The following is a 25,361-nucleotide window of genomic DNA, read 5'->3' on the forward strand; positions in this document are numbered from 1 at the left end:
GGGGCGTAACGCAGCGCCGGTCGGCGTGGAAGCCTCCGGTTGTGAGATTGGACGTGTCCCGAGGCGCGTGCGTCTCAGTAAAGCTAATGAATATAGAGACGTCGCCGCCTCGGGACGCCGGTTTTTCGCAGAGGACTCGGTCCCCATTGAACGCTCGTCGCAGGGTGACCGCTTCCTAATCGCGCAACTGGAGCGACCCAATTGCGCCCGGCTCCCCCCGCAAAGTTCGCTGCAGTCCGTCCGCGCGGGAGTGATGGGGGGAGTATGGGGGAGGTTTTGGGACCGGGGATTATTTTTTTTCCGACAGGCGCACTTTGAAGGGATACCCCCACCCAGCCTCCCCCTGATAGGGGGAGGAGTAGCGCGGTGGTTCTTGCTGATACCGTGTCAAACTCGATGCACTCCCCCTACTTCAAGGGGAGGCCGGATGGAGGTGTTTGCTCAGAAAGTACAGACCCCTCGGGTCAAGCCCGAGGGTGACGCGCGGTGGGTGTGGTAGCGAACTGGCAAAAAGCAAGATTGGCGGCTTCCGACCCCGATGCGGTCGTTGGCGCTATGCGAAGTTCGGCTCCAAAGCGGACAAACTCATCTGTCAATTTGGCTTGGCCGCGCCAGCTTCTTCAAGACCCACGTCAGCACGCCCGAAACAATGGCGGCGGGCACAGTAAGCGCCGCGAATATCCAGGCGGCACTTGTCGCATCTTCGCAGTCAAAGAAATCCGGACAGATTTCGCCAACGCGGATGAAAAGGGATGCCGTCAAGTATCCAAGCATACTCGTGATTGCGATGGACAGGATTAGTAGCACCAGCACAACGCCAAAAAGGGTACGACTCACTTCTACAACCCCGCCTACTTCTGCTTGGCGTCAATTCTGCCTGAAACCCGCCAGTCCGCAACCCACCCCATTTCTGCCCCTGACAAACAACGAGGCCCCGGATTGCTCCGGGGCCTTTTTGCATTCATTGCTCAGCCGATCAGTTCAGCCGGCCGCTCGCGTGGGCGAGGGTGGTGTAGACCTTGCCCTTGTCCGAAAGCAGGTATTCGCGGGTTTCGGCGGCCGGGTTGGGGCCGGCGGCGGCGCGCTTCAGCAGTTGCTCGAACTCGCTCATATAGGCTTGCGCTGTCTTGGCGAATTCGGCGTCGCGCTGGATGCGCTTGCGCACTTCGTCATAGGTGCCCTGGCCGGTGAGCGTATAGATGCGGCGGGTGAAGACATTGCTTTCGCCAGCCTGGTAGCGGGCCCAGGCTTCGCCCAGAGCCGCGTCGTCGATGGAGCGGGCGATTTCCTCACTGAGGCCGGAGAGGGCCTGCGGTGCGGGACCACCGGCCTGCTTGGCCGAGGCATTGCGCAGCACGTCGCGCAGCCAGCCGCCGCCTTCGCCTTCGGGGGCCTGGAGGGGAGCCGGTGCGGGTGCCGGGGCAGGGGCAGGGGCAGGGGCAGCGGCGGGCGCCGGCTGCTCGATGACGGTGCTGGAGCGGATCGGGTCGACCAGGGTCTGGCGGGCCGGCTCGGGGCGATAGGTCTGGCGCGCGGGCTCGGGCTGGCGTGGCGGCTGGTAGGCCGGGGGCTCAGGCTGGCGGGCTTCCACCTGTCGGGTTTCCACCTGGCGCGGGGCGCGCTGGGGGGCCCGACGATCGGTGAGGTCGTGGCTGGCCGGCTGCGAACGCACGATGGCGTTGAGTTCGCTGAGGGCCTCGATCTGCTCGGCCACGACGCGACGCATGGCGGCGGCGCTGGCGCGGGTTTCCTCGGGCAGTTCATTGACGCCGCGCGCCAGTTCGGCGCGGGTGGATTCGAGTTCGCTGCCCACTTCGCGAGCCGTCTCGCGCATGGCGCGGGCGGTGTCGTTGAAGCGCTGGGTGGCTTCCTCGATGGCGCGCTGCATCTCGATGACCATGCGCTGCTGGGCTTCCTGCAGAGCCTGGTTGGCGCGGCGGCCTTCGGCGTCCGCGGTCTCGTGGAACTCGCCCAGCTTGCCGGTGACTTCGCCACTGGTTTCGTCGAGTGCGCGGCGCAGCTGGCCTGTATTGGAGGCAATGGCATTGCGAACCGAACTGGTCGAGTCCGAAATCGTGTCGGCCAGCGTGCTGGTGGTGGAGGTGAGGACGTCGGTGACGCTGCCCGCCGTCGAGGACAGCACGTCGCTGACGCGATTGGCATTGTCCTCCAGGGCCGAGTTGACGCGTCCGGCAGTGTCCTCGAGGGCCGAATTGACGCGTCCGGCAGTGTCTTCGAGAGCCGAATTGACCTGGCTGGACTGTTCGCTGAGGGCCATACGCACCGATTGCGAGGTCTGGTTGAGGGCCGCGGCAGCGGCCTCGGCGGCGCGTTGCACCGCGTTGTCCATCTGCGAGACATTGGTGCTGAGCGCGTTGGAGAAGCGCTCATTGGTGGCATAGAGCGCGTCGTTGACGCTGTTGGCGTTCTGCTCGAGCGCCTGGGTCACCGTGGTCGTGGTCTGGCTCAAGGTGTCCGTCACGGTATGGGCCGTGGCGTTGAGTGCCTCGTCCATTGCGCGGCGGGCGCCGATTAGGCGGCGTTCGGTATCGTTGACGGTGTCGGCAATGGTCTGGGCGAAGAGGCGCATACGGCCATCGATGTCGTCAGCGCGGGAGGCGAAGCTATGCGCCAGCGCATCCATGGCGCCACGGCGATCCTCGAGGTTTTCGAGCGCGGTTGAGCTCGAGGCGTCGAGCGTCTGGGCGGCCTGGTTGAGGCCAGCCGCTTCAACGTCGAGGCGCCCCAGAATGGACGAGAACTGCTCGACCATGCCGCGGATGGTGTTCTGCAGGGCGCCCACATGCTGGGTGACCATGGTGCCGGCCTGCTCGGTCTGGCCCATGGCTTCGCGCATGGTGTTGGAATAGCTGGCGGTCTGCTGGGCAACGCTGGTTTCCAGGCTCGCCAGATTGGCGGTGGAAGCATCGAGCACGCGCTGCAGCAACAGGTTGGAATCGTTGAGCTTGTTGAGCGCGTTGGTGACATCGCCGAGGATGCGCGAGGTGGAGACCGACATGATCTCCTCGGCTTCCCTGGCATTGCCAGTGAGGGCGTCGCGCAGGAGATTGCCGTGGCTGGCCAGCGCGTTTTCGAGCTCGTCCGACTTGGTGCTGACCAGATCGGCGAAGTGGCTGGTTTGCTGTTCCACCGTGCGGTTGATGGTGTCGAGGCGGGTCTCGATGGCGTCGGCGGCGCCGACGGCCTTCACGGAGACGAGTTCATCGATATTGGTGGCGGCGAGGCGGATTTGCTCGAGCGCGCCGCGCACGGCCATGTCCATGCGGTTGGCGGTGTTTTCCACGTCAGCCGAGATCGCACCGGTGGCCGCGGTGATGCGGGTGGCGATGGTTTCCTCGATACGGTCGGCACCGGCTTCGAGATCGGCCATGGACTGGGTGATCGAGGTGCTGATCGAAGCGTTGAGCGCGGCCAGGCGCTCGGCGGTAATGTCGGCGCGGGCGGTGATGGCCTCGGGCAGGGTGCCCAGGCGCTGGTCGACCATGTCGGCAATGGCCTTGCGGGCGGAATTGACGCCGGTCTCGATGATTTCTGCAGCCTGGCGGGCGCTGTCGCCCACGGTGGCGCTGGCGCTTTCGATGCGCGCGGCGACACCGGCCTCGGCATCGGAAATGCGAATGATGGCATCGTCCAGGCCGGCGCCCAGCGTGGTGTTGACTTCGCTGACCTTGCCTGCAACCCGTTCAGAAAGATCATCGAGGCGGGCTTCCATACTGGTCGAGACCTGGCGAAGCGAGCCCTCGATGCTCTGGACGGCCCTGGCGCTGTGCTGGTCGAGCGTATCGGCCAGTTCGCTGGTGTGCAGGCCCAGGGTTTCGCCCATGGAGGCGGTGTGGGTCGCCAGGGTGTCCGAAAGGGCCTGGGTGCGTCCGGCCAGGGCTTCGGAAAGCTGCTGGGTGCGGGTATTGACGGCGCCGGCCATTTCCTGGGTCCGCTCGTCGAGCTTGTCGACGAGGGTAATGGTGCGTTCGTCGATCTGGCTGGCGAAATCGCCGGTGCGGGTTTCCAGTTCGAGCGAGAGCGCATTGGTGCGCTCGGAAATGGTCTCGGCAAGGCGCTGGGTGCGGCCGGCAATGGCCTGGTCGAAGGTCTGCGAGCCGGTCAGGAGCGTATCGCCCAGTTCCTGGGAGCGCAGGCGAATGGCTTCGCCAAGCTGAGCACTGCGGCTGGCCAAGGTTTCTTCCAGCTCGCCGGTGCGGGTGGACAAAATTCCGCCAAGCTGAGCACTGCGGCTGGCCAAGGTTTCTTCCAGCTCGCCGGTGCGGGTGGACAAAATTCCGCCCAGCTGTGCGCTGCGGTTGGCCAGGGCTTCTTCCAGCTCGCCGGTGCGGGCCGAGAGAATTTGGTCGAGCTGGCCAGTGCGGCTTTCGAGCGTCTCGCTGAGCTGTTCAGCCCGACCATCCAGGCTGTCGGAGATTTCCTGCGTGCGGTTGGTGAGGGTCTCGGTGATGGCCTTGGTTTTAGCGCCGATCACTTCGCTCATTTCGCGGGTGCGCTCGGAGACGATATCGTCAAAGCGGCCCGATTCCTCGTTGAGCGCCAGTTCGAGCACATTGGCCCGGGCGGCGAAGCTGACCCCCTGCTTGTCGAGTCGTTGCACCAGTTCATCGCCCTTGTCGCCGATGACATTGTCGAGGGCATGCAGCTTGTCATCGAGAAGACCGGTGATTTCGGTCAGGCGGGTATCGAAGAGGCTCAGCGAATCCTTGCCGGCAGTTGAAAGGGTCAAACGGGCACGTTCGGACGTGTCGTCCAGGGCGCCATTGATCTCGATGATGGCGGATTGCAGCCGGCTGTCCAGCGCGTTGAGCTGGATGGAGACGGATTCGTCGAGTTGGCGGCTGAGGGTGGCCAGCAGGAATTCGGCTTCCGAGGTGCGGCTCGAAATGTCGCCGGAAACGCGGGCGCCGATGGATTGGAGGGCCTCGCTGACTTCCAAGCCGCGATCGCGCAACTGGTCGATCAGGTTAGTGCCGCCGTCGGCCAGGAGGTTTGACAGGGCCTGCGTCCGCTCGTCGAGGACGCTGGCAAGTGCGCCGGTGCGAGACTCGATGAGCGTGGTAATTGTGTTTGTACGGTCTTCGAAGGTGCCGGTCAGTGTCTCGGTGCGGTCCACGAGTTGATTGGTGCGCGATTCCATCGCAAGGGCGATGTTATCCGCGTGGTGGTCAAGAGCCTGGCTGAGCTTGCCGATACGGTCTTCGATGCCGGAATTTATCTCGCTGGCACGGGCATCCAGCCTTTTGTCCAGCGTGTCGGCGTTGTCCTGAAAGCTGATCGAAAGCCTGCCCGTGCTTTCGTCAAGCGCGGTGAGGAAATCGGTGGTGCGGTTGTCGACGAGGCTGACGAAGCCGTCGGCGCGCTCGGAGAAGCCGGTGGTCAGGGTATTGCCAGCGGTTTCCAGTGCGCGGGTGAGGTTACCGCCGCTTTCCACGATGGTGCCGGCGATGCGCTGGCTGATCATGTCGAGATCGAAGACCAGGCCTGTATGGCTTTCGGTGATGGCCTCGCGCACGCGCTCGGTATTGGTGAGCACGCTTTCGCGCTGGCTGGCCAGTTCGGCGATCAGCGCGCGCATGCGCGATTCATTGTCCGAATAGGTGCGTTCCAGCGCGGTGACCTCGTTGTGGATCATCACTTCGAGTTCGCCGGCGCGCGACAGGGCGCGTTCGAGGCCATCGCCCAGGGCATTGACCTCGCGGCGCACGGCCTGACCCACCGAGGCAACCTTGTCGGCGGCTGTGACTTCGGGCTCGGCCAGGCGAATGGCAGCCTGGGTAATGGAGGAGGCGGCGTTGCGCAGGTCGGCGGCGCGGCGGAAGAGGGTTGCCACGGCAAAAAAGCCCAGGACGGGGACCACCATGATGGCGAGTGTCGCCACGAATTCGATCGAGCTCATGAAGGTGCCGAAATTGGCGATCTGCGGCCCGAAGCGCATCCAGGCGACGACGCCAACGGCAGCAGTCCACAGAAGCGAAAGCAGCAGGGCCAGCCAGGTCGGCGCTGAAGAGGAGCGCCCCTGGAGGCTATAAAGAAGCTTGGACGTGGACACGCGGTCGTCATTTGCGACGGCGGTGGCCTGCTGGGCAATACGATCAGCAGCGCGCAGGCGCTCCGAGCGAGCGGCGTCGGGCTTCCTGTCCGAGCGCTTCTCCTGGCTGGGTTGGGATGGCGCGTCCAGATTGAACACGGAATCCTTGAGGGCATCCTCGACAGCCGAGAAGGCCAATGCGGCCGGGTCGTTCTGGGGGGTCGGGTTTTTCGCCATACTCTTTACAACTCTCGCGTCGGCAATGCAGCAACACGGCGGACTTTACGAGTAGTCATGGCAGGATGGCCCTTTCCGGGCCGGTCGCCAAACCGGAACAATTCGATGCAAATGCCCCGCATCGTCCCCCCAACCCTCGCCGCCGCGCGCTGGTTCAAAGCTCATTCATACATTCAATTTTATGCAAACCGAACGGTTTCTTACCCAAAGGTTAATTTTTGGGTGGGAAACGTTAAGGAATGGACGGACAAACAAAGGCAAAGATGTGGCTTAATCCCCTGTTCACGCCCTCGGCCTTAGCTTGCACACAGGGACCCTTCGTTTTGGGTGCCTGAATGAGCCAGGAGAAGCCAGAATGGCGCAGAGAGCAATTGTCGAGCACGCGCTTCCCGAAACCCAAGGGCGGCCGATGCGGCCGGTGGATCTGGTACACCTGGCCAAGCAGTGCCTGGGCGACGAGAACCTCGAACTGGAAATCCTGCGCATGTTCGATACGACCCTCGCGACGTATTTCGAGCGCCTCAGGCTGGCCACCAGCTTTGATGATCTGGCCATCAATCTCCATTCCATCAAGGGGGCCTCGGGTGGCGTTGGTGCCTGGGGCGTATCCGACCTCGCCACGGCGCTGGAAAAGGATCTCAAGGCGGGCCGGCCGCTGCCCCCCGAGCGTATCGAGGACCTGGGTATGGCCGTCGAGGAAGTCCGTAACTTCATTGCCCGCATGCTGGCGAATGAAGAGGCCTGAGCGGCATTGACCTGTCCTGCCGGCCTGTCTAGGTTCGGCCCATGAATACCAAGATGACCATGCGCACCATGTCCACCACCACCGCATTGCGGGGGCGCAGGATCGCATGAGCTGATTTTCTTCAGAGATGACGACACCAACCCCGCCGGAAACGAGCGGGGTTTTTTGTGCCCGCCCGGCCTGCATATCAAGGGCGACACGCCATGCACGAGATGCTTCCCGACTTTATCGCGAACCAGGCCCTGGCCGTGGCCGCGGGGATCTTGGAAACCCGATATCGAGACGCCAGCTTTGCGTTCGTGGCTGGCTCGATCATGCGCGGGCAGGGCACCACCGCGTCAGACATCGATATTGTCGTGATCTATCCGAGCCTGGAGCGTGGGTGGCGGGAATCCTTTGTGGCGGATGGCTTTCCGGTTGAGGCCTTTGTCCATGACCCAACGACGCTGGCGGTATACCTCGAACGAGACGTGGTTTCGGGCCGACCGGTGATGATCAACCTCGTGGCCGAGGGGCGCATCGTCGGGAGGCATCTTGAGGGCGCGCTGGCATTGCGGGCGCGGGCCCGCGCCATGCTGGCGGCCGGCCCTGCGGTGCTGGATGATGAGCGGCTGGAAACCCTCAGATATCTGGTGTCGGACCTGGCCGACGATTTGCGCGGCCATCGCAGTCGGGAAGAGGTGATTGCCATTGCGGTGGCGGTCTATCCCAAGCTGGTCGACCTGATGCTGCTGGGGCGAGGATGCTGGACCGGCACCGGAAAGTGGATGCCGCGACGCCTTCGCGCCTTCAACGGAGCGCTGGCCGACAGGCTGGAAGTAGCCATGGTGATGGCCACTCGAGGCAATGGCGATGCGCTGCTGGCCCTATGCGTCGAGGAACTCTACCGCCATGGCGGAGCGGTCTTTGACGGCTACAGGCGCGTGTCCGAAGTGACGGGTGTGGAGAGATCGCGGGACGACGCCAATTCGGTCCCTGGTGTAAAGTTGATCGAGTAAGGTATTCTCCGCGCAAGCGATTTTAAGGGGACATTAAGCATAAGCGCCGACAGTCCAGTGAAAGCGCTGGAGGTTGATATGCGTAAATTGCTGCTTGGTTTCGCCCTGATTGCCGCCATATCTCCAGCAATGGCCGCGGACATGTACATGCCCGACTATGAGTGGTCCGATTTCAGCGAAACACCTAGCTATGGCTGGTCCGGCCAGTATCTCGGGGCCACAATCGGGGGGCAGCGGACACGGATCGATTTGCCTGGTGGCGGTGGGGTTCTGGAGGGCTACGGCCTCATCGGCGGCATCTTTGCCGGCGTGAACTTCCAGGAGGACACTGGGCTGGTGCTGGGTGCCGAAGCCGATGTCGAGTGGAATAGCTATGATCAGACCGCCGCTTGTGATCATCCGGACTGGTATTGCAATGTCCAGGGCTCACTGCGTGCGCGTCTTGGTTATGCGACCGACAGTTTCCACGCCTATGCTACAGCTGGCCTCGCCGGTGCTGCGGTCGGTGGTCTGGGCTGGACGGCCGGCGTGGGCGCCGAAGTTGCCTTCAGCGATGCGTGGTTTGCCCGTGCCGAGTATCGCTATACAGCGTTGGGCTCGGCCAATGCCTGGGCGGACCCAAGCGAAACCGGCGTGACATCGCATGCAGTGCGGGCGGGCATCGGTTATCGTTTCTGAAAGCCTGGGCACGCGCCGGTCGCTTGGTCGTGACTGCCTGCCGGTGCGCGCGGTTTGACCGCATAGCGGTGTTTCGCTTATAGAGCGGCCAGATGAAATCGGGCCGCCCTGCATGTCGCATCGGCCGCACACTCCAGCAGTTTCCATGTCCCTGACCGATGTTGCCGAGGTTTCGCCCCGGCCCGCCACCGACCCCTATCGCCTGCGCCGCACCTTCGCGATCATCTCGCACCCGGACGCGGGCAAGACGACGCTGACCGAGCGGCTGCTCGCGGCTGCCGGAGCGATCCAGCAGGCCGGCATGGTGCGCGGCAAGGCCGGCGCCCGTTCGACCCGGTCGGACTGGATGGAAATGGAGCAGCAGCGCGGCATTTCCATAACCTCATCGGTGATGACTTTCGACTATGACGGGTTGACGCTGAATCTGCTCGATACGCCGGGGCACTCGGACTTTTCCGAGGATACCTATCGTACGCTGACGGCGGTGGACGCCGCCATCATGGTGATCGACGCCGCCAAGGGTATCGAAAGCCAGACGCTCAAACTGTTCGAAGTCTGCCGCCTGCGCGACATTCCCATCATCACCTTCATCAACAAGGTTGATCGCGAGGGCCTCAGCCCACTCGAACTGATCGACGAGATCCAGGGCAAGCTGGCGCTCGACGTGACGCCGGTATTGTGGCCGATTGGGCAGGGCGTGGATTTCGGCGGCTATATCGACCTGGTCGAAAAGCGCGTGCTCAACCCGCAGGGCAAGACGATTGCCGATTACGAGCAGCTCGAAGATTTGCTGGCGGTCGATGAACTGGTCGACAACCCGGTGTTCATGACTGCGCTTGAAACGCTGGAAATGGCGCAGTCGATGCTGCCCCCCTTCGATCTCAAGACCTTCCACGAGGGACATCTGAGCCCGGTGCTGTTCGGCTCGGCGCTCAAGGGTGTGTCGGTGGCCGAACTGTTGCGCACGCTGGGTGACTGGGGCCCGGAACCGCGGCCGCAGCCGGCGCTTCCGGCGCCTATTCCGCCTTCGGACAAGAAGGTCACCGGCTTCGTGTTCAAGGTGCAGGCGAACATGGACGCCAACCATCGCGACCGCATTGCCTTTGTACGGCTGTGCTCGGGCACGTTCCAGCGCGGCATGCGGCTCAAGAATGTGCGTTCTGGCAAGGACATGGCGGTTTCCAACCCGATGTTCTTCTTCGGCAATAATCGCGAACTGGCCGAAGAGGCCGTGGCAGGCGACATTGTCGGCATTCCCAATCACGGGACGTTGTCGGTGGGCGATACGCTGACCGAGGGCGCCAATATCAATGTGACCGGCATTCCGAACTTCGCGCCGGAAATCATCCGCCGGGTGCGGCTGGTCGACCATATGAAGACCAAGCAGATGGCCAAGGCGCTGTCGGACCTGGCCGAAGAGGGCGTTACCCAAGTGTTCCGCCGCATGATGGGCTCGGACTGGATCGTGGGCGTGGTGGGCCAGTTGCAGCTCGAAGTGCTGTCGGCGCGCGTCGCCAAGGAATATGGCGTGCCGATCACTTTCGAGAGCATGGGTTTCGAGGTGGCGCGCTGGGTCGAGAGTGATGATCCGGAGGAATTGAAGCGCTTCATCGCCGCGCAGAAGGTCAATATGGCCGAGGACCGGAGCGAGGCGCCGGTGTTCCTGGCGCAGAACGCGTGGTGGGCGGACAGGGCCAAGCAGGACTGGCCGAAAATCCGGTTCCTGACAACCAAGGAACGCCATTGAGCGCCCCCGACCGTATTGCCGAATTCACGGCCGCCGTGGCGGAGACGTTCAACGACGGCTCGCTGACCCGGCTGAAACTGGGTGGCTATCATGGCGAGGAAGCCGATCTCAAATCGGTCGAGGCGCGGCGGGTCAGCATCAAGGCCGGCGAACGGCTGAGCTTCGTGTTCCGCTACAAGACCACTGACATCACGAAGAATGTCACCCTGGAGGACGCTATCGGCTTTCTCGAGAAGGGGTTGGCGTCCGGCTATCGCAGCGCGCGCCTGGAGACCACGGGATTTGACCTGCAGTTCGAGCGGCAGAACGACAAGCTGCGGTTGAAGCGCACCGAAGTGACGGGCCGTGAAGCGGTCGAAGCCAGCCATGATCGGGTTAAAAAGCGGCCACTGTCAGACACTTCGGCCGTGTGGCTGCACGCGCTTGGCATAACCGGCAAGGACGGCGCGGTGCTGGCGGCGTCTCAGGACAAGTTCCGCCAGATCAACAAGATGGTGGAAATCTTTGCCCCGCTGATTCAAGCGCTTAAGGCAGAGAATCCGCGCATCGTGGATATGGGTGCGGGCAAGGGCTACCTTGATTTCGCGCTTTACGATCACCTTGTCGGGCAAGGGAAAGGTGCCGAGATCATCGGGGTCGAGCTGCGGGACAAGCTGGTGGCGGACGGCAATGCGCTGGCGCGGAAGAGCGGATTTGCCAGCCTGCGCTTCGAAACCGGTTCCATCCTCGACTATGACGCCTCTGGCGCCGATGCAGTGATTGCGCTCCATGCCTGCGACACGGCGACGGACGACGCGATCTACCAGGGCATCAAGTCGGGGGCGGCGCTGATTGCGGTGGCGCCCTGCTGCCACAAGCAAATCCGCCGTGAGATGACCAGCGGCAGTGCCGACGCGCGGCTCGATTTCCTGCTGCGGCACGGCACCTTCATGGAAAAGCAGGCCGAGATGGTGACCGACGGGTTGCGGTCACTGCTGCTGGAGGCCAGCGGCTATCGTACGAAAGTGTTCGAGTTCGTCTCGGACGCACATACGCCGAAAAACAATCTTATCGTCGCGCAAAAGGGCAATGCGGGTTCTCGCCAGGCGGCGCTTGACCGGGTGGCGGCGGTCAAGACACTGTTCGGTATCGACAAGCATTATCTCGAGGGCCTGCTCGGCCTCTGATCGGAATAGTTACAGGCTCCCCATGACCAAGATCACCTATGTCACCAATGATGGCGAACGGATTGAAACCGAAGGGCAGAACGGCTCCACGGTGATGGAAACCGCGATCATGAACGCGGTGCCGGGGATCGTGGCCGAGTGTGGCGGCGCCTGCACCTGCGCCACCTGCCATGTCTATGTGGACGAGGCCTGGCGCGAGGTTGTTGGGGGCCCCTCGATGATGGAAGAGGACATGCTCGACTTTGCCTTCGACGTGAAAGATTCGAGTCGCCTGTCCTGCCAGATCAAGGTGCGTGATGCGCTCGATGGGCTGGTGGTGCATGTCCCCAGCCGGCAGGGCTGATCAGGGACAGCGATCGTAGATATAGGGCTGGCCCCAGTCCGGGTCGCCGTCAGCCATGGCGTCATAGAGGTAGAAGCTGTCGGGGTTGATCCAGATGGCGAAAAAGGCCGGGCCGCCGGCAATCGGCTCCCATTCGGTTCCGTCATCCGAAGCGACCAGTGCGATGGCGGCATCCGGTTCGGTTTCCCTGGGTCCCAGATAGAAGATATGCCGATCATCGGCTGCCTGGATGCGCACCGGCAAGGCGCAGATGGCGAGACCGGTGCTGGGCTCGGTCACTTCCATGGTCGGCAGGGTCACAGACCATGCGCCGACGAAGGGCGCGGACTGGCCCAAGGCGATATCCGGATGGCCTGTTGGACGCGCCAGCGGGGTGAGGGCCATGGCGGTGGTTGAGCCGAGCGCCAGGAGAAAGAGGGCGGTTCCGATGAGGCTGGTTGTGTGTGCGGGCATTGCCATGGCCTTTGTGATGACGGCAGCGGACGCGGGATAGATGTAGGCAAATTATTCTATCCGAGGCGCCGCGAAAGATTCATTTGGCGGGGAAGGGCCCGTGCGGCGCTGCGGTTTCCACGGGCGGCGCTGGAAGGGAAATATAAAAGCTATTGATTTTCAAGGTCTTGTTGGACAGGGCCGAATTGGATTATTTTCCCTCATCTCACCAACAGGACGACAATGGGACTTCTCAACACATTTCCGTTGAGCTTCAAGGTCAAGGGCAAACGCATTGTCATCGTCGGTGGCACCGACGAGGCCCTCAACAAGGTTCGATTGGCTTCTAAGACGACTGCATCGGTAGAGATTTATTCCCGGCAGGTCGTTGCCGATTTTTCTGCGTTTCCCGCGGCAGTACATGCGCGTGCAATTCGCCCCGAGGACATTGCCGGGGCGGCGCTGGTGTTTGTGGCCGAAGAGGGGGCGGACGCGGAGTTGGCCAAGGCCGAGGCGCGGCGGCTGGGTATTCCGCTCAATGTGGTCGACGTGCCGGACCAGTGCGATTTCTACACGCCCTCCATCGTTGATCGCGCGCCGCTGACGGTGGCGATTTCGACCGAGGGCGATGCGCCGGTGCTGGCGCGGCTGGTTCGGGCGCAGATCGAGGCGCTGCTGGCGCCGGGAATCGGAAAAATTGCGAGTCTCGCCGGTGGTTTGCGGGGCAGGGTTGAAAGCCTGATTCACGACGGTGCGGCGCGGCGGCGGTTCTATGAGGACCTTGTCACGCGCCCCGGAATGGACGCCGGCGCGGCTGAGGCGCTGTTGTTTGATCATGCCTCCACAGGTTCGAGGCAGGGCGTGGTGTGGCTGATCGGGGCCGGCCCTGGTGCCGAGGACCTGCTGACGCTGCGAGCGCAGCGGCTGTTGCAGCAGGCCGATGTGATCGTGCACGACCAGCTGGTGCCCGCCGCGGTGGTGGAGATGGGCCGTCGCGATGCCGAGCAGATCTGCGTGGGCAAGGCGCGGGGCCATCATTCGTTTTCGCAGGCGCAGATCAATACGCTGATCGTGCGGCTGGCCGGCGAGGGCAAGAAGGTGGCGCGGCTGAAGTCGGGCGATCCGATGATCTTCGGGCGCGCTGGCGAAGAAATCGCTGCTTTGCGCAAGGCGGGTATTGCCTATCAGGTCGTGCCGGGTGTGAGCGCTGCCTTGGCGGCCGCTGCCGATACGGCGACGCCGGTTACGCTGCGCAAGGTGTCGAGCGGCTTCGTGGTGGCCACGGCGCATGGCGCCGATGACAGCGATCTGACGCATTGGGCGGCTTTGTCGCAGTCCGGCCTGACTCTGGCGCTTTATATGGGCAAGGCCATCGCTGCCCAGGTCGCTGGCCGTTTGATGGCGCATGGCGCCGCCGCGGATCTGCCCATAGGCATCGTGGTGAATTCCGGCCGTTCGGACAGCACCGCCTATGCGGGCACGTTGGGCGCGCTGGCGAATGGCGCGGTCGAATTCGTTGATGGTCCCGCCGTCATTCTTGTCGGGCGGGCCGTGGCCCAAGGCGACTGGACCGAGGCCGCTGCAGCGGCTGCACATAATTTCAAGGTAGCGTGACGATGGAAATCCTGACGGGCAATGAGCTGACTTCCGGCGCCACCGTTTATCTGGATGCAAGCGGCAACTGGATAGAAGACCTGCAGGCAGCGCGGCTGTTTGCCAAGGACGAACAGGCCGAGCGCGATGGCGCGCTGGCCGCGACCAAGGCGACGGGACGGGTCATCAGCCTTGAAATCGAAGAAGTCGAGCAGGTCGAGGGAATGATTGTGCCCAAGCGCCTGCGCGAACGCATCAGGGCGGCGGGCCCCACCGCTCCCCTCACTCTCAACGGGCAGGCGTATGATCGCCAGCACTTAGGTGAAGACGGGCATGTATCGATATGACGAATTCGACGCCGCTTTCGTAGCGGGTCGCACGGCGCAGTTTTCAGATCAGGTGAAGCGCCGCCTTTCGGGCGAGCTTTCCGAGGACCAGTTCCGGCCGCTGCGGCTGATGAACGGGCTCTACCTGCAGCTTCACGCCTATATGCTGCGCATCGCCGTGCCCTATGGTACGCTGAGTTCGCGCCAGATGCGCAAGCTCGCTCATATCGCGCGGACCTATGACCGTGGCTACGGGCATTTCACGACGCGGCAGAACATCCAGTTCAACTGGCCCAAGCTCAAGGACATTCCGGTGATCCTGGAGGAGTTGGCCAGTGTCGAGATGCACGCGATCCAGACCTCGGGCAATTGCATCCGAAATGTCACCACCGACCAGTTTGCCGGTGCTGCTGCCGATGAGATCATCGATCCGCGGCCCGTGGCCGAGATCATCCGCCAGTGGTCGAGCCTCCATCCCGAATTTTCGTATCTTCCGCGCAAATTCAAGATTGCCATGACCGGCTCGCCCAACGACCGGGCTGCCATCCGCTTCCACGATATCGGGTTGCAGGCGGCGGTGAACGGTGCCGGCGAAATCGGCTGGGAAGTCTGGGTCGGCGGTGGCCTCGGGCGCACGCCGATGATCGCCAAGCTGATCAATGCGTTTGTGCCCAATGAGCACCTGCTGGCCTATCTTGAATCCATCATGCGCGTTTACAATCGCTATGGCCGCCGGGACAACAAGTACAAGGCGCGCATCAAGATTCTCGTTCACGAGGAAGGTCTTGAGAGCATCAAGGGTCAGGTCGAGGCCGAATTCGCCGAAGTGCGTGGTGGTGTGCTGACGCTGCCGCAGGAAGAGCTCGACAGGATCAGTGCCTATTTCGCGCCGCCGGATTTTGCCGACCGCTCGAGCGACACAATCGATGTCGCCTATCAGTCGATCATCGACCCAGCCTATGGGCGCTGGCTCGACAACAACCTGCATCCACACAAGCAGCCGGGCTATGCTTCGGTGACGATTTCCCTGAAGCCCATCGGCGGTGCTCCGGGTGACGCGACCGACACTCAGATCGATGTGGTCGCGGACCTGGCCGAAAAATACTCCTATGACGAGCTGCGCGTGACCCATGAGCAGAACCTGGTTCTGCCCCATGTCGCAGTCTCGGACCTGCGCGCCGTCTATGACGTGCTGGTGGCCAATGAACTGGCCGAGGGCAACAATAACCTGATCACCGACATGATCTGCTGCCCTGGCCTCGATTTCTGTGCCCTGGCCAATGCGCGCTCGATACCCATCGCGCAAGAAATCTCCAAGACCTTCGCTGCGCCCGAGCGGCAGAAGGACATCGGCGATCTCAAGATCAAGATATCCGGCTGCATCAATGCCTGCGGCCATCACCATGTGGGCCATATCGGCATTCTGGGCGTTGAGAAGAAGGGCGGCGAGCTCTACCAGATTACGCTGGGTGGCGACGCTACCGAGGGCGCCTCGGTGGGCAAGATCATCGGGCCGGGCTTCGAGGCCGACCAGGTGCCGGGCGCCATCGAAAAGCTGGTGGATTTCTACATCGCCCAGCGGACCGGCACGGATGAATCCTTCCTCGACGCCTATCGGCGGCTCGGCGAAGCGCCGTTCAAGGAGGCGCTGTATGGCACAGCCTAATCTGGTGCCCGTTCCGGCCGCCAACGACAAGCTGCGGGCGCTCGGTATTCTCGCTCTCAACGGCATGTTCGATGAAATGGATGCTGTCAGCGTGCTGCGCTACGCCATCAGCGACGTGCTGCCGGGCGATCTGGCCATTGTCTCGTCTTTTGGCGCTGACTCGGCTGTGCTCCTGCACATGGTGGCGCAGGCCGATCCGTCGCTGCCGGTGTATTTTCTCGAAACCGGCAAGCATTTCCCGGAAACACTGGACTATGTCGAAACCCTCAGGACGACACTAGGGCTGCACAATGTTCACACCATTCATCCCAATGCTGATGACGTGAAGCGCTTCGATCCCAATGGCGACCTTTGGGAAACAGACCCGGATTCGTGCTGCCACATCCGCAAGACGGAGCCGCTGGAGCCGATCACCGAGCAATATGGTGGCTGGGTCACCGGCCGCAAGCGCTACCAGACCAGCGAGCGCGGGGTGTTGCCGCATTTCGAATTGACCAGCGACGATCGCATCAAGGTCAATCCGCTGGCCTATTTCTCCGATGCCGATGTCATTGAATATCGGCAGGCTCATCGCTTGCCCGAGCACCCGCTCTATGCCAAAGGCTACAAATCCATTGGCTGCGCCCCCTGCACCTCGATTGTTGCCGAGGGCGAGGACCCGCGTGCCGGCCGGTGGCGCGGCCTCAACAAGAAGGAATGCGGCATCCATTATGACTTCAACGGAGCCATTGCCTCGCCGATGACCGCTGCCGCCCGCCATACCCTGTGGAAAGATGGGGCCTTCATTGCCGACCCGTTCAAGGCATGGGCCGAAGGGACCAGCCCTTCGGAGGCGCGCTATGTTCATGTGCCGGTCAGCGAATTCCTTGCCAACCGGGCGGACTATCTCGCCAGCCCGCATCCGCTGGGGCTGCTTGTGTCGCCCGGCGACAAGGTCGAGGACGTGGCCGACGATCTGTCGCGCTTTGCCTCGGTCGCCATCAAGTTCCCGGCCTTTACCGATGGGCGGGGCTATTCAAGTGCGCGGCTCCTGGTCGAGCGGTTCAAATATGCGGGCGAAATCAGGGCCTTGGGCGACGTTTTGCAGGACCAGATTCCGCATATGCAGCGCTGTGGCTTCAACGCTCTGGTGGTGACCCATGAGCCGACGCGCGAAGCCTTGGTCGAAAACCGCTTGCCGGACATGGCGCTGTTCTACCAGCCCGTGGGGGTCACGGAAATTCCCTTGGGCACGCGTCCCTTCCTTCGCCGCGTCTCCTGAGGTAAGTGGAGCGCCTCGATCATATTACCGCCGGACGCCGTGCTTAAGCGCGTGTCCGGTATCCCTAAACAGAACGTCCCGCCATTGCGGGAATGACACCGAGGCAGTCAGGGCGTCCCCGGTCAGCTTGGACACAGATGAAATGAGCACTGAGATCACCACCGATGTTGTCGTTATTGGCGCGGGCCCTTGCGGGCTGTTCGCGGCCTTCGAACTCGGGCTGCTCGACATAAAATGCCATTTCATCGACATTCTGGATCGCCCCGGTGGGCAGTGCGCCGAGCTCTATCCGGAAAAGCCGATCTATGACATTCCCGCCTTCCCGGTGGTGACCGGCCAGCAGCTGACCGACAATTTGATGGCGCAGATTGCGCCGTTCTCGCCCGAATTCCACTTCTCGCGCATGGTCAATTCCATCGAGAAACTGGAGGACGGCTCGTTCAAGCTGCAGACCGACGCGGATGAGACCTTTTTCACCAAGGTCGTGGTGATTGCCGCTGGTGGCGGCTCGTTCCAGCCCAAGCGCCCACCGGTGCCGGGCATCGAGGAATTCGAGAACACTTCGGTATTCTACGCCGTGCGGAAGATGGAAGACTTCCGCGGGCAGGACGTGGTGATCGTGGGCGGCGGCGACTCGGCGCTCGATTGGACCCTCAACCTGCAGCCGATCGTGCGGACGCTGACGCTGGTGCACCGCCGCGATGCCTTCAAGGCGGCGCCGGCTTCGGTGAACAAGATGAAGGAGCTGGTGGCTGACGGGAAGGTCAATTTCCAGCTCGGGCAGATTGCCAAGCTCGACGGCAAGGACGGCCAGATCGACCATGTGCACCTGACTACCGAAGCAGGCGACCTGTCCATTCCGGCGACGCGGCTGCTGCCGTTCTTCGGCCTCACCATGAAGCTGGGGCCGGTGGCCGATTGGGGCCTGGAACTCAATGACAATACCATCGTGGTCGATACCGAGAAGTTCCAGACCTCGGTGCCGGGCATCTTCGCCATTGGCGACATCAACTATTACCCCGGCAAGCTCAAGCTAATCCTTTCGGGCTTCCATGAGGCCGCGCTGATGGCCCAGGCGGCCAAGGCAATTGTCTCGCCGGGCGAGCGCGTGGTGTTCCAGTACACCACCAGCTCCACCAAGCTGCAAAAGAAGCTGGGTGTCGCTTAGCGCTTTACAATCCACGGAATGTCACCGGGATGCAGCCGGTGGAGATGGAGGAGAGGCGCACTTGCAGCCCCTTTCGTTAGCCGCTATCCCCTTCGCGCTGTTGAGGAGCGCTCCATGAAGATCAATGTTACCGACCAGGCAGGCGACGTGCACGAGCTCGAAGGGCTCGAAGGCTGGCGCGTCATGGAGGTCATTCGCGACTGGGGCCTCAATATCAAGGCCGAGTGTGGCGGTGCCTGCTCCTGCGCCACCTGCCATGTCTATGTCGATCCGGGCTGGCTCGACGCCGTTGGCGCGCCCAATGACGAGGAAGAAGACATGCTCGACAGCGTCGGCGACGTGAAGTCGAATTCGCGCCTCTCGTGCCAAATCCTCTGCTCGGATGCGCTAGACGGGCTGACCCTGACGCTGGCGCCGAGCGCCGCCAAGGACTAGGTCGCAGGTTTGCCCGCCTCACTGGTGACATTCACCAGGTCGGTAATGAAATCCCGCACCATTGGCTGTTTCTGGGTTTCGAAGGGCAGGGGGCGGACGACGCGCATGGCGGCGATGCCGACGCGGACGGTCATCAGGCCGTTGACGACGCCTTCTCCCAGCCGGGCCGAGAGTTTTGCCGCAAGCCCCTGACCGACCAGCTGTTCGACGACGCCGTCGGTAAGCACGAGGCCACCGGTGACGGCCAGATGGGCCAGCACCGCGCCGGTCAGCCGCCAGAAGCCGAAAAAGCCGGGACGGGCGCCATAGAGTGCCGCGATGGCGCCGGCAAGACGGACACTCTCGTAGATGACGAAGGCTATATCCACCAGGGCGCGGGGCGACACGGCGGTGACCAATGCCACTCGACGGGACGAAGCGGCCGTGAGTGTCCTGGCGCGCGCATCAAGCGGGGCCATCAGGCTGCGCTCAGCCAGCGCAATAACCTCATTGCCATCAAAGAGATGGGGGAGGTGGTCGGCGAGGGACTGGCGAGAACGGGCCAGATCGGGGCGGTTGGCATAGATGGCGAGAAGGTCCTCGACCACGGCTCCGGCGCGCTTGCGGTCATTGTCGAGCGTGGCGCGGGCGGCATCGGCCTTGAGGGCATCGAGAACGCGCAGGCGGCGCAGGGCCAGGAACTCGCGGGTGACAAGTGCCAGGAGGGCGATCATGAACGCGCCCAGCACGCCCAGGCTCAGCCAGCCGAGCCATTCATTGGCGGCGAACAGGTCGCGGATCAGGCGGTCAGCAGCAAGGCCAAGTCCGGCCGAGACGAGAATGCCGCCAGTGGTCCAGGCAAGACGTCCGATCCAGCCCATAGGGCGCGGCGGCCGGGCCAACAGATCGGGTTCGGCCTCGGGCTCGAAGGCGATCTCGACGATTTCAGCGCGCTCGGGCGTGAAGGCGCGCGGGGCGCGGGAGGACGGCGCGGCTGCGTCCGCAGGACTGGTGGGGCGTGCTACGGGACGCTTCATGCCATCCAGTCTCCGATGAGGTAGTCCAAGGCCCGGTCGAGCCGGATATGGGGCAATATCGGGTCACCGGCGGCATTGCGCTCGAGCTTTTGCGGCGGGGTGAAGCGCAGGAAATTGAGGGAGACCGGCTCACCGCCTTCAAAGAGTGAATCCGGGCGCTCCGGCAAGTCCCCGGGAAACAATGCGATTTCGGTCTTCCCGTCATAGGTGGCGCCATCGAGCACTTCGCCATTGAGCGGGGTGCCGACCAGGGTGGACAGGATTTCGCCACCTTCACGGATGGTGCCTTCGCTGGTGGCGCGAATACCGGCCATGGCGATGGATTTGGTCGTTGCGCCGGCAAAGCGGGCGCGCTTGCTGGCATTGGCCACGAGGCGGTTGAGAATGGCTTCCAGCCGGTCATGGCTGGTGTGATGCACATGATCGGCCTTGGTGGCGGCAAAGAGGATGCGGTCGATGCGGCGCGTGAAGGGGCGCAGCAGCGGATTGGCCTCGCCCTGGCGGAAGCAGGCCAGCACCGCCGTCAGCGCGGTTTCGAGGTCGTTGACGGCCTCGGGACCGGTATTGAGCGCCCGCAGCGTATCGACCAGCACGACCTGCCGGTCGAGCCGGGCGAAGTGATCGCGGAAAAAGGGGCGCACGATTTGGGCCTTATAGGCCTCGAAGCGGCTTTCGAGCATGGCATAGAGCGTGCCATTGCGCATTGCGCCGGCGGGTCGTGGCAGGGGCGCGAAGGTGAGAGCGGGTGAGCCCTCAAGATCGCCGGGCAGCAGAAAACGACCCGGCGGCAGGGTGGACAGCGCGCCATGCTCGCGGCTGCGGCGCAGATAGGTGGTGAAGGCGGAGGCCAGCTTTTCCGCATCCCGGTCGGTCGCGTCCTTCCCCACGTCCATGCTGTCGAGCGATTTCAGGAATTCAGCCGCCTCGGTGTCGTGACCCGGCTGGCGGGCCCGGGCCAGCGCCTCGGCGCTCCACTCGGCAAAGGTGAGACCGAGCAGGGGCAGGTCGAGCAACCATTCGCCGGGATAGTCGACAATGTCGAGATTGAGCGTGGCGGGGCCAGCCATGCCTGCCCACCACTTGGCAGATTGAAACTTGAGGACGATCCGCAATTGGGAAATGCGCCGCGTGCTTTCCGGCCAGACGGGCGGATTGGCGGTGAGTGCGGACATGTGCTGCTCATAGGCGAAGCGCGGAATGGTCGCGTCGGGATATTCGGCCAGACGCGCCCCGATGAAGCGCCCGTCCGCCAGCGGCGAAAAGCCGGGCAGGCGGCCCTGGGTGAGCAGGTTGTGAACAAGGGCGGTGATGAAGATGGTCTTGCCGGCGCGGCTAAGGCCGGTGACGCCGAGGCGCAGGGTCGGCGTGAGGACCCCGGTGGCGCTGTCGGCAAGGTTCGCCAGGGCGATGCCCAGTTCGTCGGTGATGGTGGTCGGCGGCTGCGGCAAAGATCGTGTCCCCGTGTTCCAGCAAGGTAGGGCCTGATGCGGCGAATGCAAGGACCCGGACGTGTCACCCAAGTGTCATGCAGCTGTGTTCGATCCGTTAATCGACAGGCTTATGCATCCCCTCGTGTCCCGGCCCGCATAGGGCCCGATTTGCTGTGAGGAGCAAAGATGAACGAGAAACCGACGTTTCCCACCCAAGGCCTGGAATCTGCTGAATTTGACCCGACCAACCATTCGGGTAACCGCACAATGGGCGAGGTTATTGCCGCACGCTTCTCGCGCCGCGGGTTTTTGCAGGGGTCTCTGGCGGTCTCGGCCATTGCCGCCACCGTAGGCCCGGCTGCCCTGCTGAGCGCGCCGCGCGCGGAAGCCCAGGAAGGTGGATCGGCGTTTTCTTTTCCTGAAGTGACTGCCGGTGTCGATGCCGATCATCACGTTGCCGAAGGCTACGACGTGAAGGTGCTGATGCGCTGGGGCGATCCGGTCACCAATGGCGCTCCAGAGTTCGACCCAAACAACCAGAACGCTGAAGCGCAGGCTGGTCAGTTCGGCTACAATAACGATTATGTCGGCTACATCCCGCTTGATGGCTCGGATGAGCATGGCCTGCTTGTCGTCAATCACGAATACACCAACCCCCACCTGATGTTCCCCGGCCTGGTGCAGGTCATTGATGGTGAAGTGGTGCAGGGCGATCTTAGCGAAGAGCAGGTCAATATCGAGCTTGCCGCGCATGGCGGCTCGATCATCGAGATCGAAAAGGTCGATGGCGAATGGCGCCGGGTTGCCGACAGCAAATACAACCGTCGCATCACCGGCACCACCGAGACGCTGATTACTGGTCCCGCTGCCGGACATGACCGCCTCAAGACCAGCGACGATGAGACCGGAACCAAGGCTTTGGGCACATTGAACAATTGTGCTGGCGGCGTGACCCCCTGGGGCACCTATCTGATGGCTGAGGAAAACTTCCACGGCTATTTCGCCGGTGAGCTCCCCGCGGACCATGCCGAAGCTGAGAACTATGCCCGCCTCGGTGCGCCGGGCGGCTGGTACCAGTGGCACAATTTCCACGATCGTTTCGACGTCTCCAAGGAGCCGAACGAGATGAACCGCTTCGGCTACATCGTCGAGGTCGATCCGATGGATCCCACTTCGGTTCCCAAGAAACGCACCGCAATGGGCCGCTTCAAGCATGAAGGTGCTGAATCCATCGTCGCACCGAATGGCCAGGTCGTGCTCTACTCAGGCGACGACGAACGCTTCGACTATGTCTACAAGTTCGTCACCGCCGGTACCTACAACGCCGATGATCGTGCCGCGAACATGGACCTGCTCGATGAGGGTACGCTCTACGTGGCGCGTTTCGACGAAGACGGTTCGATGGAATGGATGCCGCTGGTGCATGGCGAAGGTCCGTTGACCGAAGAAAACGGCTTTGCGAGCCAGGCCGACATCGTGATCGAGACCCGGCGCGCGGCCGACCTGCTCGGTGCAACCAAGATGGACCGTCCGGAAGACATCCAGCCCAATGCCACCAATGGCAAGGTCTATGTGATGCTGACGAACAATTCCCGTCGCACGGAGGAAGACGTCAACGTCGCGAACCCCCGTCCGGACAATGTCTTCGGCCATATCATCGAGATCGCTGAGGCTGATGGCGACTTCGCCGCCACATCGGGCACCTGGGAAATCCTGCTCAAGTGCGGTGACCCCTCGATTGCCGAAGTCGGTGCCACCTTCACCACCGACACCACGGAAAACGGCTGGTTCGGCATGCCAGATAACGCTGCCGTCGACTCCGACGGTCGTCTCTGGGTCTCCACCGACGGCAATAATCCTACCGACACGGGGCGTACCGACGGCCTGTGGGCCGTGGATACGGAGGGCGCTGCTCGCGGTACCTCTCGCCTGTTCTACCGCGTGCCGGTTGGCGCCGAAATGTGCGGACCGGTCTTTACCGAGAACGGTGAGTCGCTGTTCCTGGCCATTCAGCATCCCGGCGATGGTGGCGAGGATTGGGACGGCCATGGGCGTCCCTCCTATTACGAGGATCCGGCGACGCGTTGGCCCGATTTCCAGGACGACATGCCCGTGCGTCCGGCTGTGGTCGTGGTGACTAAGCAAGGCGGCGGCAAGATCGCCGTCTAATTGGCTGTTTGACAGAGACCGAAGGGGCCGCCAGAGCGGCCCCTTTTTCTATTGCCCGATCTTGTTCAGATCGAATGGCGTTGTCTGGTAGATCTCGTTGATCCAGTTCTGGAACAGGAGATGGGCGTGACTGCGCCAGCGGTTCTCGGGAACCGCGCTGGTATCGCCATTAGGGAAAAGATTCGCCGGCGGCGGCGTGTCGAGACCGGCGGCGATGTCGCGCTCATATTCATCGGCCAGCGAGCGGTTGTCATACTCCAGGTGGTTCAGGAAATAGACAGCCCGCTCATTGCGGTCACCGAGCATGCAAAGACCGATCTGATCGTTGTCGATCAGCACATCGAGACCGTCGCCCAAACTGTCGCGATCGATGTCGTTATAGCGCGAGACCGGGATCATCGGGCTGTCGGACATGCCGCGCAGAAAGGGCGAGCGCGGGCCGGTCACCTTGTGACGAAACACGCCGAAGACTTTCTTGTCCATGCGGTAGCGCCGCGCGCCATGGAAATGGTGCAAGGCGGCCTGGGCGCCCCAGCAAATGAACATGGTATGGTGCACATTCGTGCGGGTCCATTCCATGATTTCGAGCATTTCAGGCCAATAGCGCACGTCCTCGAAGGGCATGTTGGCGATGGGGGCGCCGGTGACGATGAAGCCGTCGAACTTGCGCTCCTTCACCTCCTCCCAGGTCTGATAAAAGGAATTGAGGTAGTCTTCGGGAGTGTTCTTGGATTGGTGGTCGGTCACCCGCACCAGGCTCAGATTGATCTGCAGCGGCGTGGCGCCGATCAGACGGGCGAACTGGGTTTCGGTCCGCTCCTTGTTGGGCATTAGATTGAGCAGGCCGAATTCGAGCGGGCGGATGTCCTGCCGCGCGGCGCGGCTGGAATCCATGACGTTGACGCCCTCTTCTTCAAGCGTCTTGCGAGCCGGTAGGTCGTCGGGAATTCTGATAGGCATGTCAGCCTCTTAAAGGGGTACGATGAAAAAGCGATTCAGGGCTTTGCGCGTCAACCGGGTGGGAGACGCGCTAACGCATTCGCTTTTCAATCGCTGCGGCGACTAGGTCGACGAACTCGTCACCATCGCGGGCCGTGGCCAGGTCCGATGCCTCCACGACATAGCCAAAATTGTCCGCCAGCGCCTGGTAGCGCGGCAGGCGGTCATGCAGCAGGGCCTCAAAACCCCAGGCGCCAAACCCGGCGGGATCGACGTCATTGTCGTCGTGAATGCCCTGGATCAGCTTGTACTCGGCCCATTTCTCGACAAGGAAGGGCGGGCGGTAATACATGGGCTTGGGCGACTTCCTGAAGCGCTGGACCAGTTCGGTGGCGTCGGAGTCGGTGCCGCGAATATAGAGAAGCGCGGTATGGGCTGCCAGCGCCTTGACCACCGGGTCCTCGGGGTTGGAGGGATCGACAACCTCGATCAACGAGCCGCCGGTGTCGGCTATGAAGTCGTCATAGCCATAGAGGGCCCTGGCCCGCTCGATGAAATAGGGGACGTCGCACAGGGCGGCCACTTCGGCCACGCGGTGCTGTTCCTGCCGGCGCTGGTATTCGGCGAGCGGCAGGCCCCCCCTATCAGGATCGCCGGGTGTGCCGAGATAGGTCGAGAGCGGATCGAGATTATCGAAGGTGATGTTGGACGAGATATAGATCGAGTCCGTGCGCAGAAGCTGGGCCAGGAACGGCACCTTCATGGCCTCATGCTTGAAGTTATCGACGATATACTCGCCCATATAGCGCGTGCCGATGCGGTAGTCGGCCGAATAGTGGAACCAGTGATTGGCCCGCAGCAGATTGGATAGCCGCGTCTTGCCCACGCCGGCCATGCCGAACACGGTCACTGCGCGGCGCGGGGCCTTCACAAACTCATCGACGCTGGAAAACAGCATTC

Annotated in this window: 20 protein-coding genes; 13 read left to right on the plus strand and 7 right to left on the minus strand. The window is 62.7% G+C overall.

What is annotated here, in order from left to right:
• Positions 1–585: 585 nt before the first annotated feature.
• Both ACXYMS_RS04675 and ACXYMS_RS04680 read right to left on the minus strand, forming a co-directional pair.
• Complete coding sequence (locus ACXYMS_RS04675; RefSeq protein ID WP_458904086.1) at positions 586–837, minus strand: hypothetical protein; 252 nt, start codon at positions 835–837, stop codon at positions 586–588.
• 139 nt (positions 838–976) lie between these two features.
• A complete protein-coding gene (locus tag ACXYMS_RS04680) occupies positions 977–6,289 on the minus strand; it encodes an apolipoprotein A-IV repeat region-like domain-containing protein (RefSeq protein ID WP_458904088.1) in 5,313 nt (1,770 codons plus the stop codon).
• Between the two features lie 355 nt (positions 6,290–6,644).
• On the opposite strand from ACXYMS_RS04680, the gene ACXYMS_RS04685 reads away from it, so the two are divergent.
• The 6 genes from ACXYMS_RS04685 (at position 6,645) to ACXYMS_RS04710 (ending at position 11,966) form a co-directional block, all read left to right on the plus strand.
• Complete coding sequence (locus tag ACXYMS_RS04685; RefSeq protein WP_458904090.1) at positions 6,645–7,034, plus strand: Hpt domain-containing protein; 390 nt, start codon at positions 6,645–6,647, stop codon at positions 7,032–7,034.
• A gap of 203 nt (positions 7,035–7,237) precedes the next feature.
• Positions 7,238–8,032, plus strand: coding sequence for a nucleotidyltransferase domain-containing protein (locus ACXYMS_RS04690; protein ID WP_458904092.1), 795 nt, complete (start codon positions 7,238–7,240; stop codon positions 8,030–8,032).
• A gap of 78 nt (positions 8,033–8,110) precedes the next feature.
• Positions 8,111–8,710 (plus strand): outer membrane protein, encoded by a 600-nt coding sequence (locus ACXYMS_RS04695; protein ID WP_458904094.1) that lies wholly within the window; start codon positions 8,111–8,113, stop codon positions 8,708–8,710.
• 145 nt (positions 8,711–8,855) lie between these two features.
• Entirely contained in the window at positions 8,856–10,457 is a 1,602-nt protein-coding gene (locus tag ACXYMS_RS04700) for a peptide chain release factor 3 (protein WP_458904096.1), read from the plus strand.
• Positions 10,454–11,623 carry a class I SAM-dependent methyltransferase gene (locus ACXYMS_RS04705; protein WP_458904098.1) on the plus strand — a complete coding sequence of 390 codons (1,170 nt, stop codon included), beginning with the start codon at positions 10,454–10,456 and terminating at the stop codon, positions 11,621–11,623. Before ACXYMS_RS04700 ends, ACXYMS_RS04705 begins: the two co-directional genes overlap by 4 nt.
• A gap of 22 nt (positions 11,624–11,645) precedes the next feature.
• On the plus strand, positions 11,646–11,966 hold the full coding sequence (locus tag ACXYMS_RS04710; protein WP_458904100.1) for a 2Fe-2S iron-sulfur cluster-binding protein: 321 nt from the start codon (positions 11,646–11,648) through the stop codon (positions 11,964–11,966).
• On the opposite strand, the gene ACXYMS_RS04715 is transcribed toward ACXYMS_RS04710, so the two are convergent.
• Positions 11,967–12,419 (minus strand): hypothetical protein, encoded by a 453-nt coding sequence (locus ACXYMS_RS04715; protein WP_458904102.1) that lies wholly within the window; start codon positions 12,417–12,419, stop codon positions 11,967–11,969.
• A gap of 222 nt (positions 12,420–12,641) precedes the next feature.
• On the opposite strand from ACXYMS_RS04715, the gene cysG reads away from it, so the two are divergent.
• The 6 genes from cysG (at position 12,642) to ACXYMS_RS04745 (ending at position 18,847) form a co-directional block, all read left to right on the plus strand.
• Complete coding sequence (gene cysG / locus ACXYMS_RS04720) at positions 12,642–14,012, plus strand: siroheme synthase CysG (protein ID WP_458904104.1); 1,371 nt, start codon at positions 12,642–12,644, stop codon at positions 14,010–14,012.
• A 2-nt stretch (positions 14,013–14,014) separates the two neighbouring features.
• Positions 14,015–14,338: a DUF2849 domain-containing protein gene (locus ACXYMS_RS04725; protein ID WP_458904106.1), complete on the plus strand. Its 324-nt coding sequence runs from the start codon at positions 14,015–14,017 to the stop codon at positions 14,336–14,338.
• A complete protein-coding gene (locus ACXYMS_RS04730; RefSeq protein ID WP_458904107.1) occupies positions 14,325–15,983 on the plus strand; it encodes a nitrite/sulfite reductase in 1,659 nt (552 codons plus the stop codon). Before ACXYMS_RS04725 ends, ACXYMS_RS04730 begins: the two co-directional genes overlap by 14 nt.
• Positions 15,970–17,244, plus strand: a complete 1,275-nt coding sequence (locus ACXYMS_RS04735; RefSeq protein WP_458904108.1) for a phosphoadenylyl-sulfate reductase — start codon at positions 15,970–15,972, stop codon at positions 17,242–17,244. The genes ACXYMS_RS04730 and ACXYMS_RS04735 overlap by 14 nt, the downstream gene beginning before the upstream one ends.
• Before the next feature lie 142 nt (positions 17,245–17,386).
• The gene (locus tag ACXYMS_RS04740) at positions 17,387–18,412 is read left to right on the plus strand and encodes an NAD(P)/FAD-dependent oxidoreductase (protein ID WP_458904110.1); all 1,026 of its coding nucleotides are present in this window, start codon (positions 17,387–17,389) and stop codon (positions 18,410–18,412) included.
• Positions 18,413–18,526: 114 nt separating this feature from the next.
• Positions 18,527–18,847 (plus strand): 2Fe-2S iron-sulfur cluster-binding protein, encoded by a 321-nt coding sequence (locus tag ACXYMS_RS04745; protein ID WP_458904111.1) that lies wholly within the window; start codon positions 18,527–18,529, stop codon positions 18,845–18,847.
• Here ACXYMS_RS04745 and ACXYMS_RS04750 read toward each other — a convergent pair.
• Together ACXYMS_RS04750 and ACXYMS_RS04755 are read right to left on the minus strand one after the other, a co-directional pair.
• On the minus strand, positions 18,844–19,863 hold the full coding sequence (locus ACXYMS_RS04750; protein ID WP_458904113.1) for a YcjF family protein: 1,020 nt from the start codon (positions 19,861–19,863) through the stop codon (positions 18,844–18,846). The genes ACXYMS_RS04745 and ACXYMS_RS04750 overlap by 4 nt on opposite strands.
• A complete protein-coding gene (locus ACXYMS_RS04755; RefSeq protein ID WP_458904115.1) occupies positions 19,860–21,311 on the minus strand; it encodes a YcjX family GTP-binding protein in 1,452 nt (483 codons plus the stop codon). The genes ACXYMS_RS04750 and ACXYMS_RS04755 overlap by 4 nt, the downstream gene beginning before the upstream one ends.
• Positions 21,312–21,479: 168 nt before the next feature.
• On the opposite strand from ACXYMS_RS04755, the gene ACXYMS_RS04760 reads away from it, so the two are divergent.
• The gene (locus ACXYMS_RS04760; RefSeq protein WP_458904117.1) at positions 21,480–23,462 is read left to right on the plus strand and encodes a PhoX family protein; all 1,983 of its coding nucleotides are present in this window, start codon (positions 21,480–21,482) and stop codon (positions 23,460–23,462) included.
• Positions 23,463–23,510: 48 nt separating this feature from the next.
• On the opposite strand, the gene ACXYMS_RS04765 is transcribed toward ACXYMS_RS04760, so the two are convergent.
• Positions 23,511–24,422: a homoserine O-succinyltransferase gene (locus ACXYMS_RS04765; RefSeq protein ID WP_458904119.1), complete on the minus strand. Its 912-nt coding sequence runs from the start codon at positions 24,420–24,422 to the stop codon at positions 23,511–23,513.
• 70 nt (positions 24,423–24,492) lie between these two features.
• The gene (locus ACXYMS_RS04770) at positions 24,493–25,359 is read right to left on the minus strand and encodes an ATPase (protein WP_458904121.1); all 867 of its coding nucleotides are present in this window, start codon (positions 25,357–25,359) and stop codon (positions 24,493–24,495) included.
• Between the last annotated feature and the right edge of the window lie 2 nt (positions 25,360–25,361).

Source organism: Devosia sp. CAU 1758 (genome assembly GCF_054482695.1).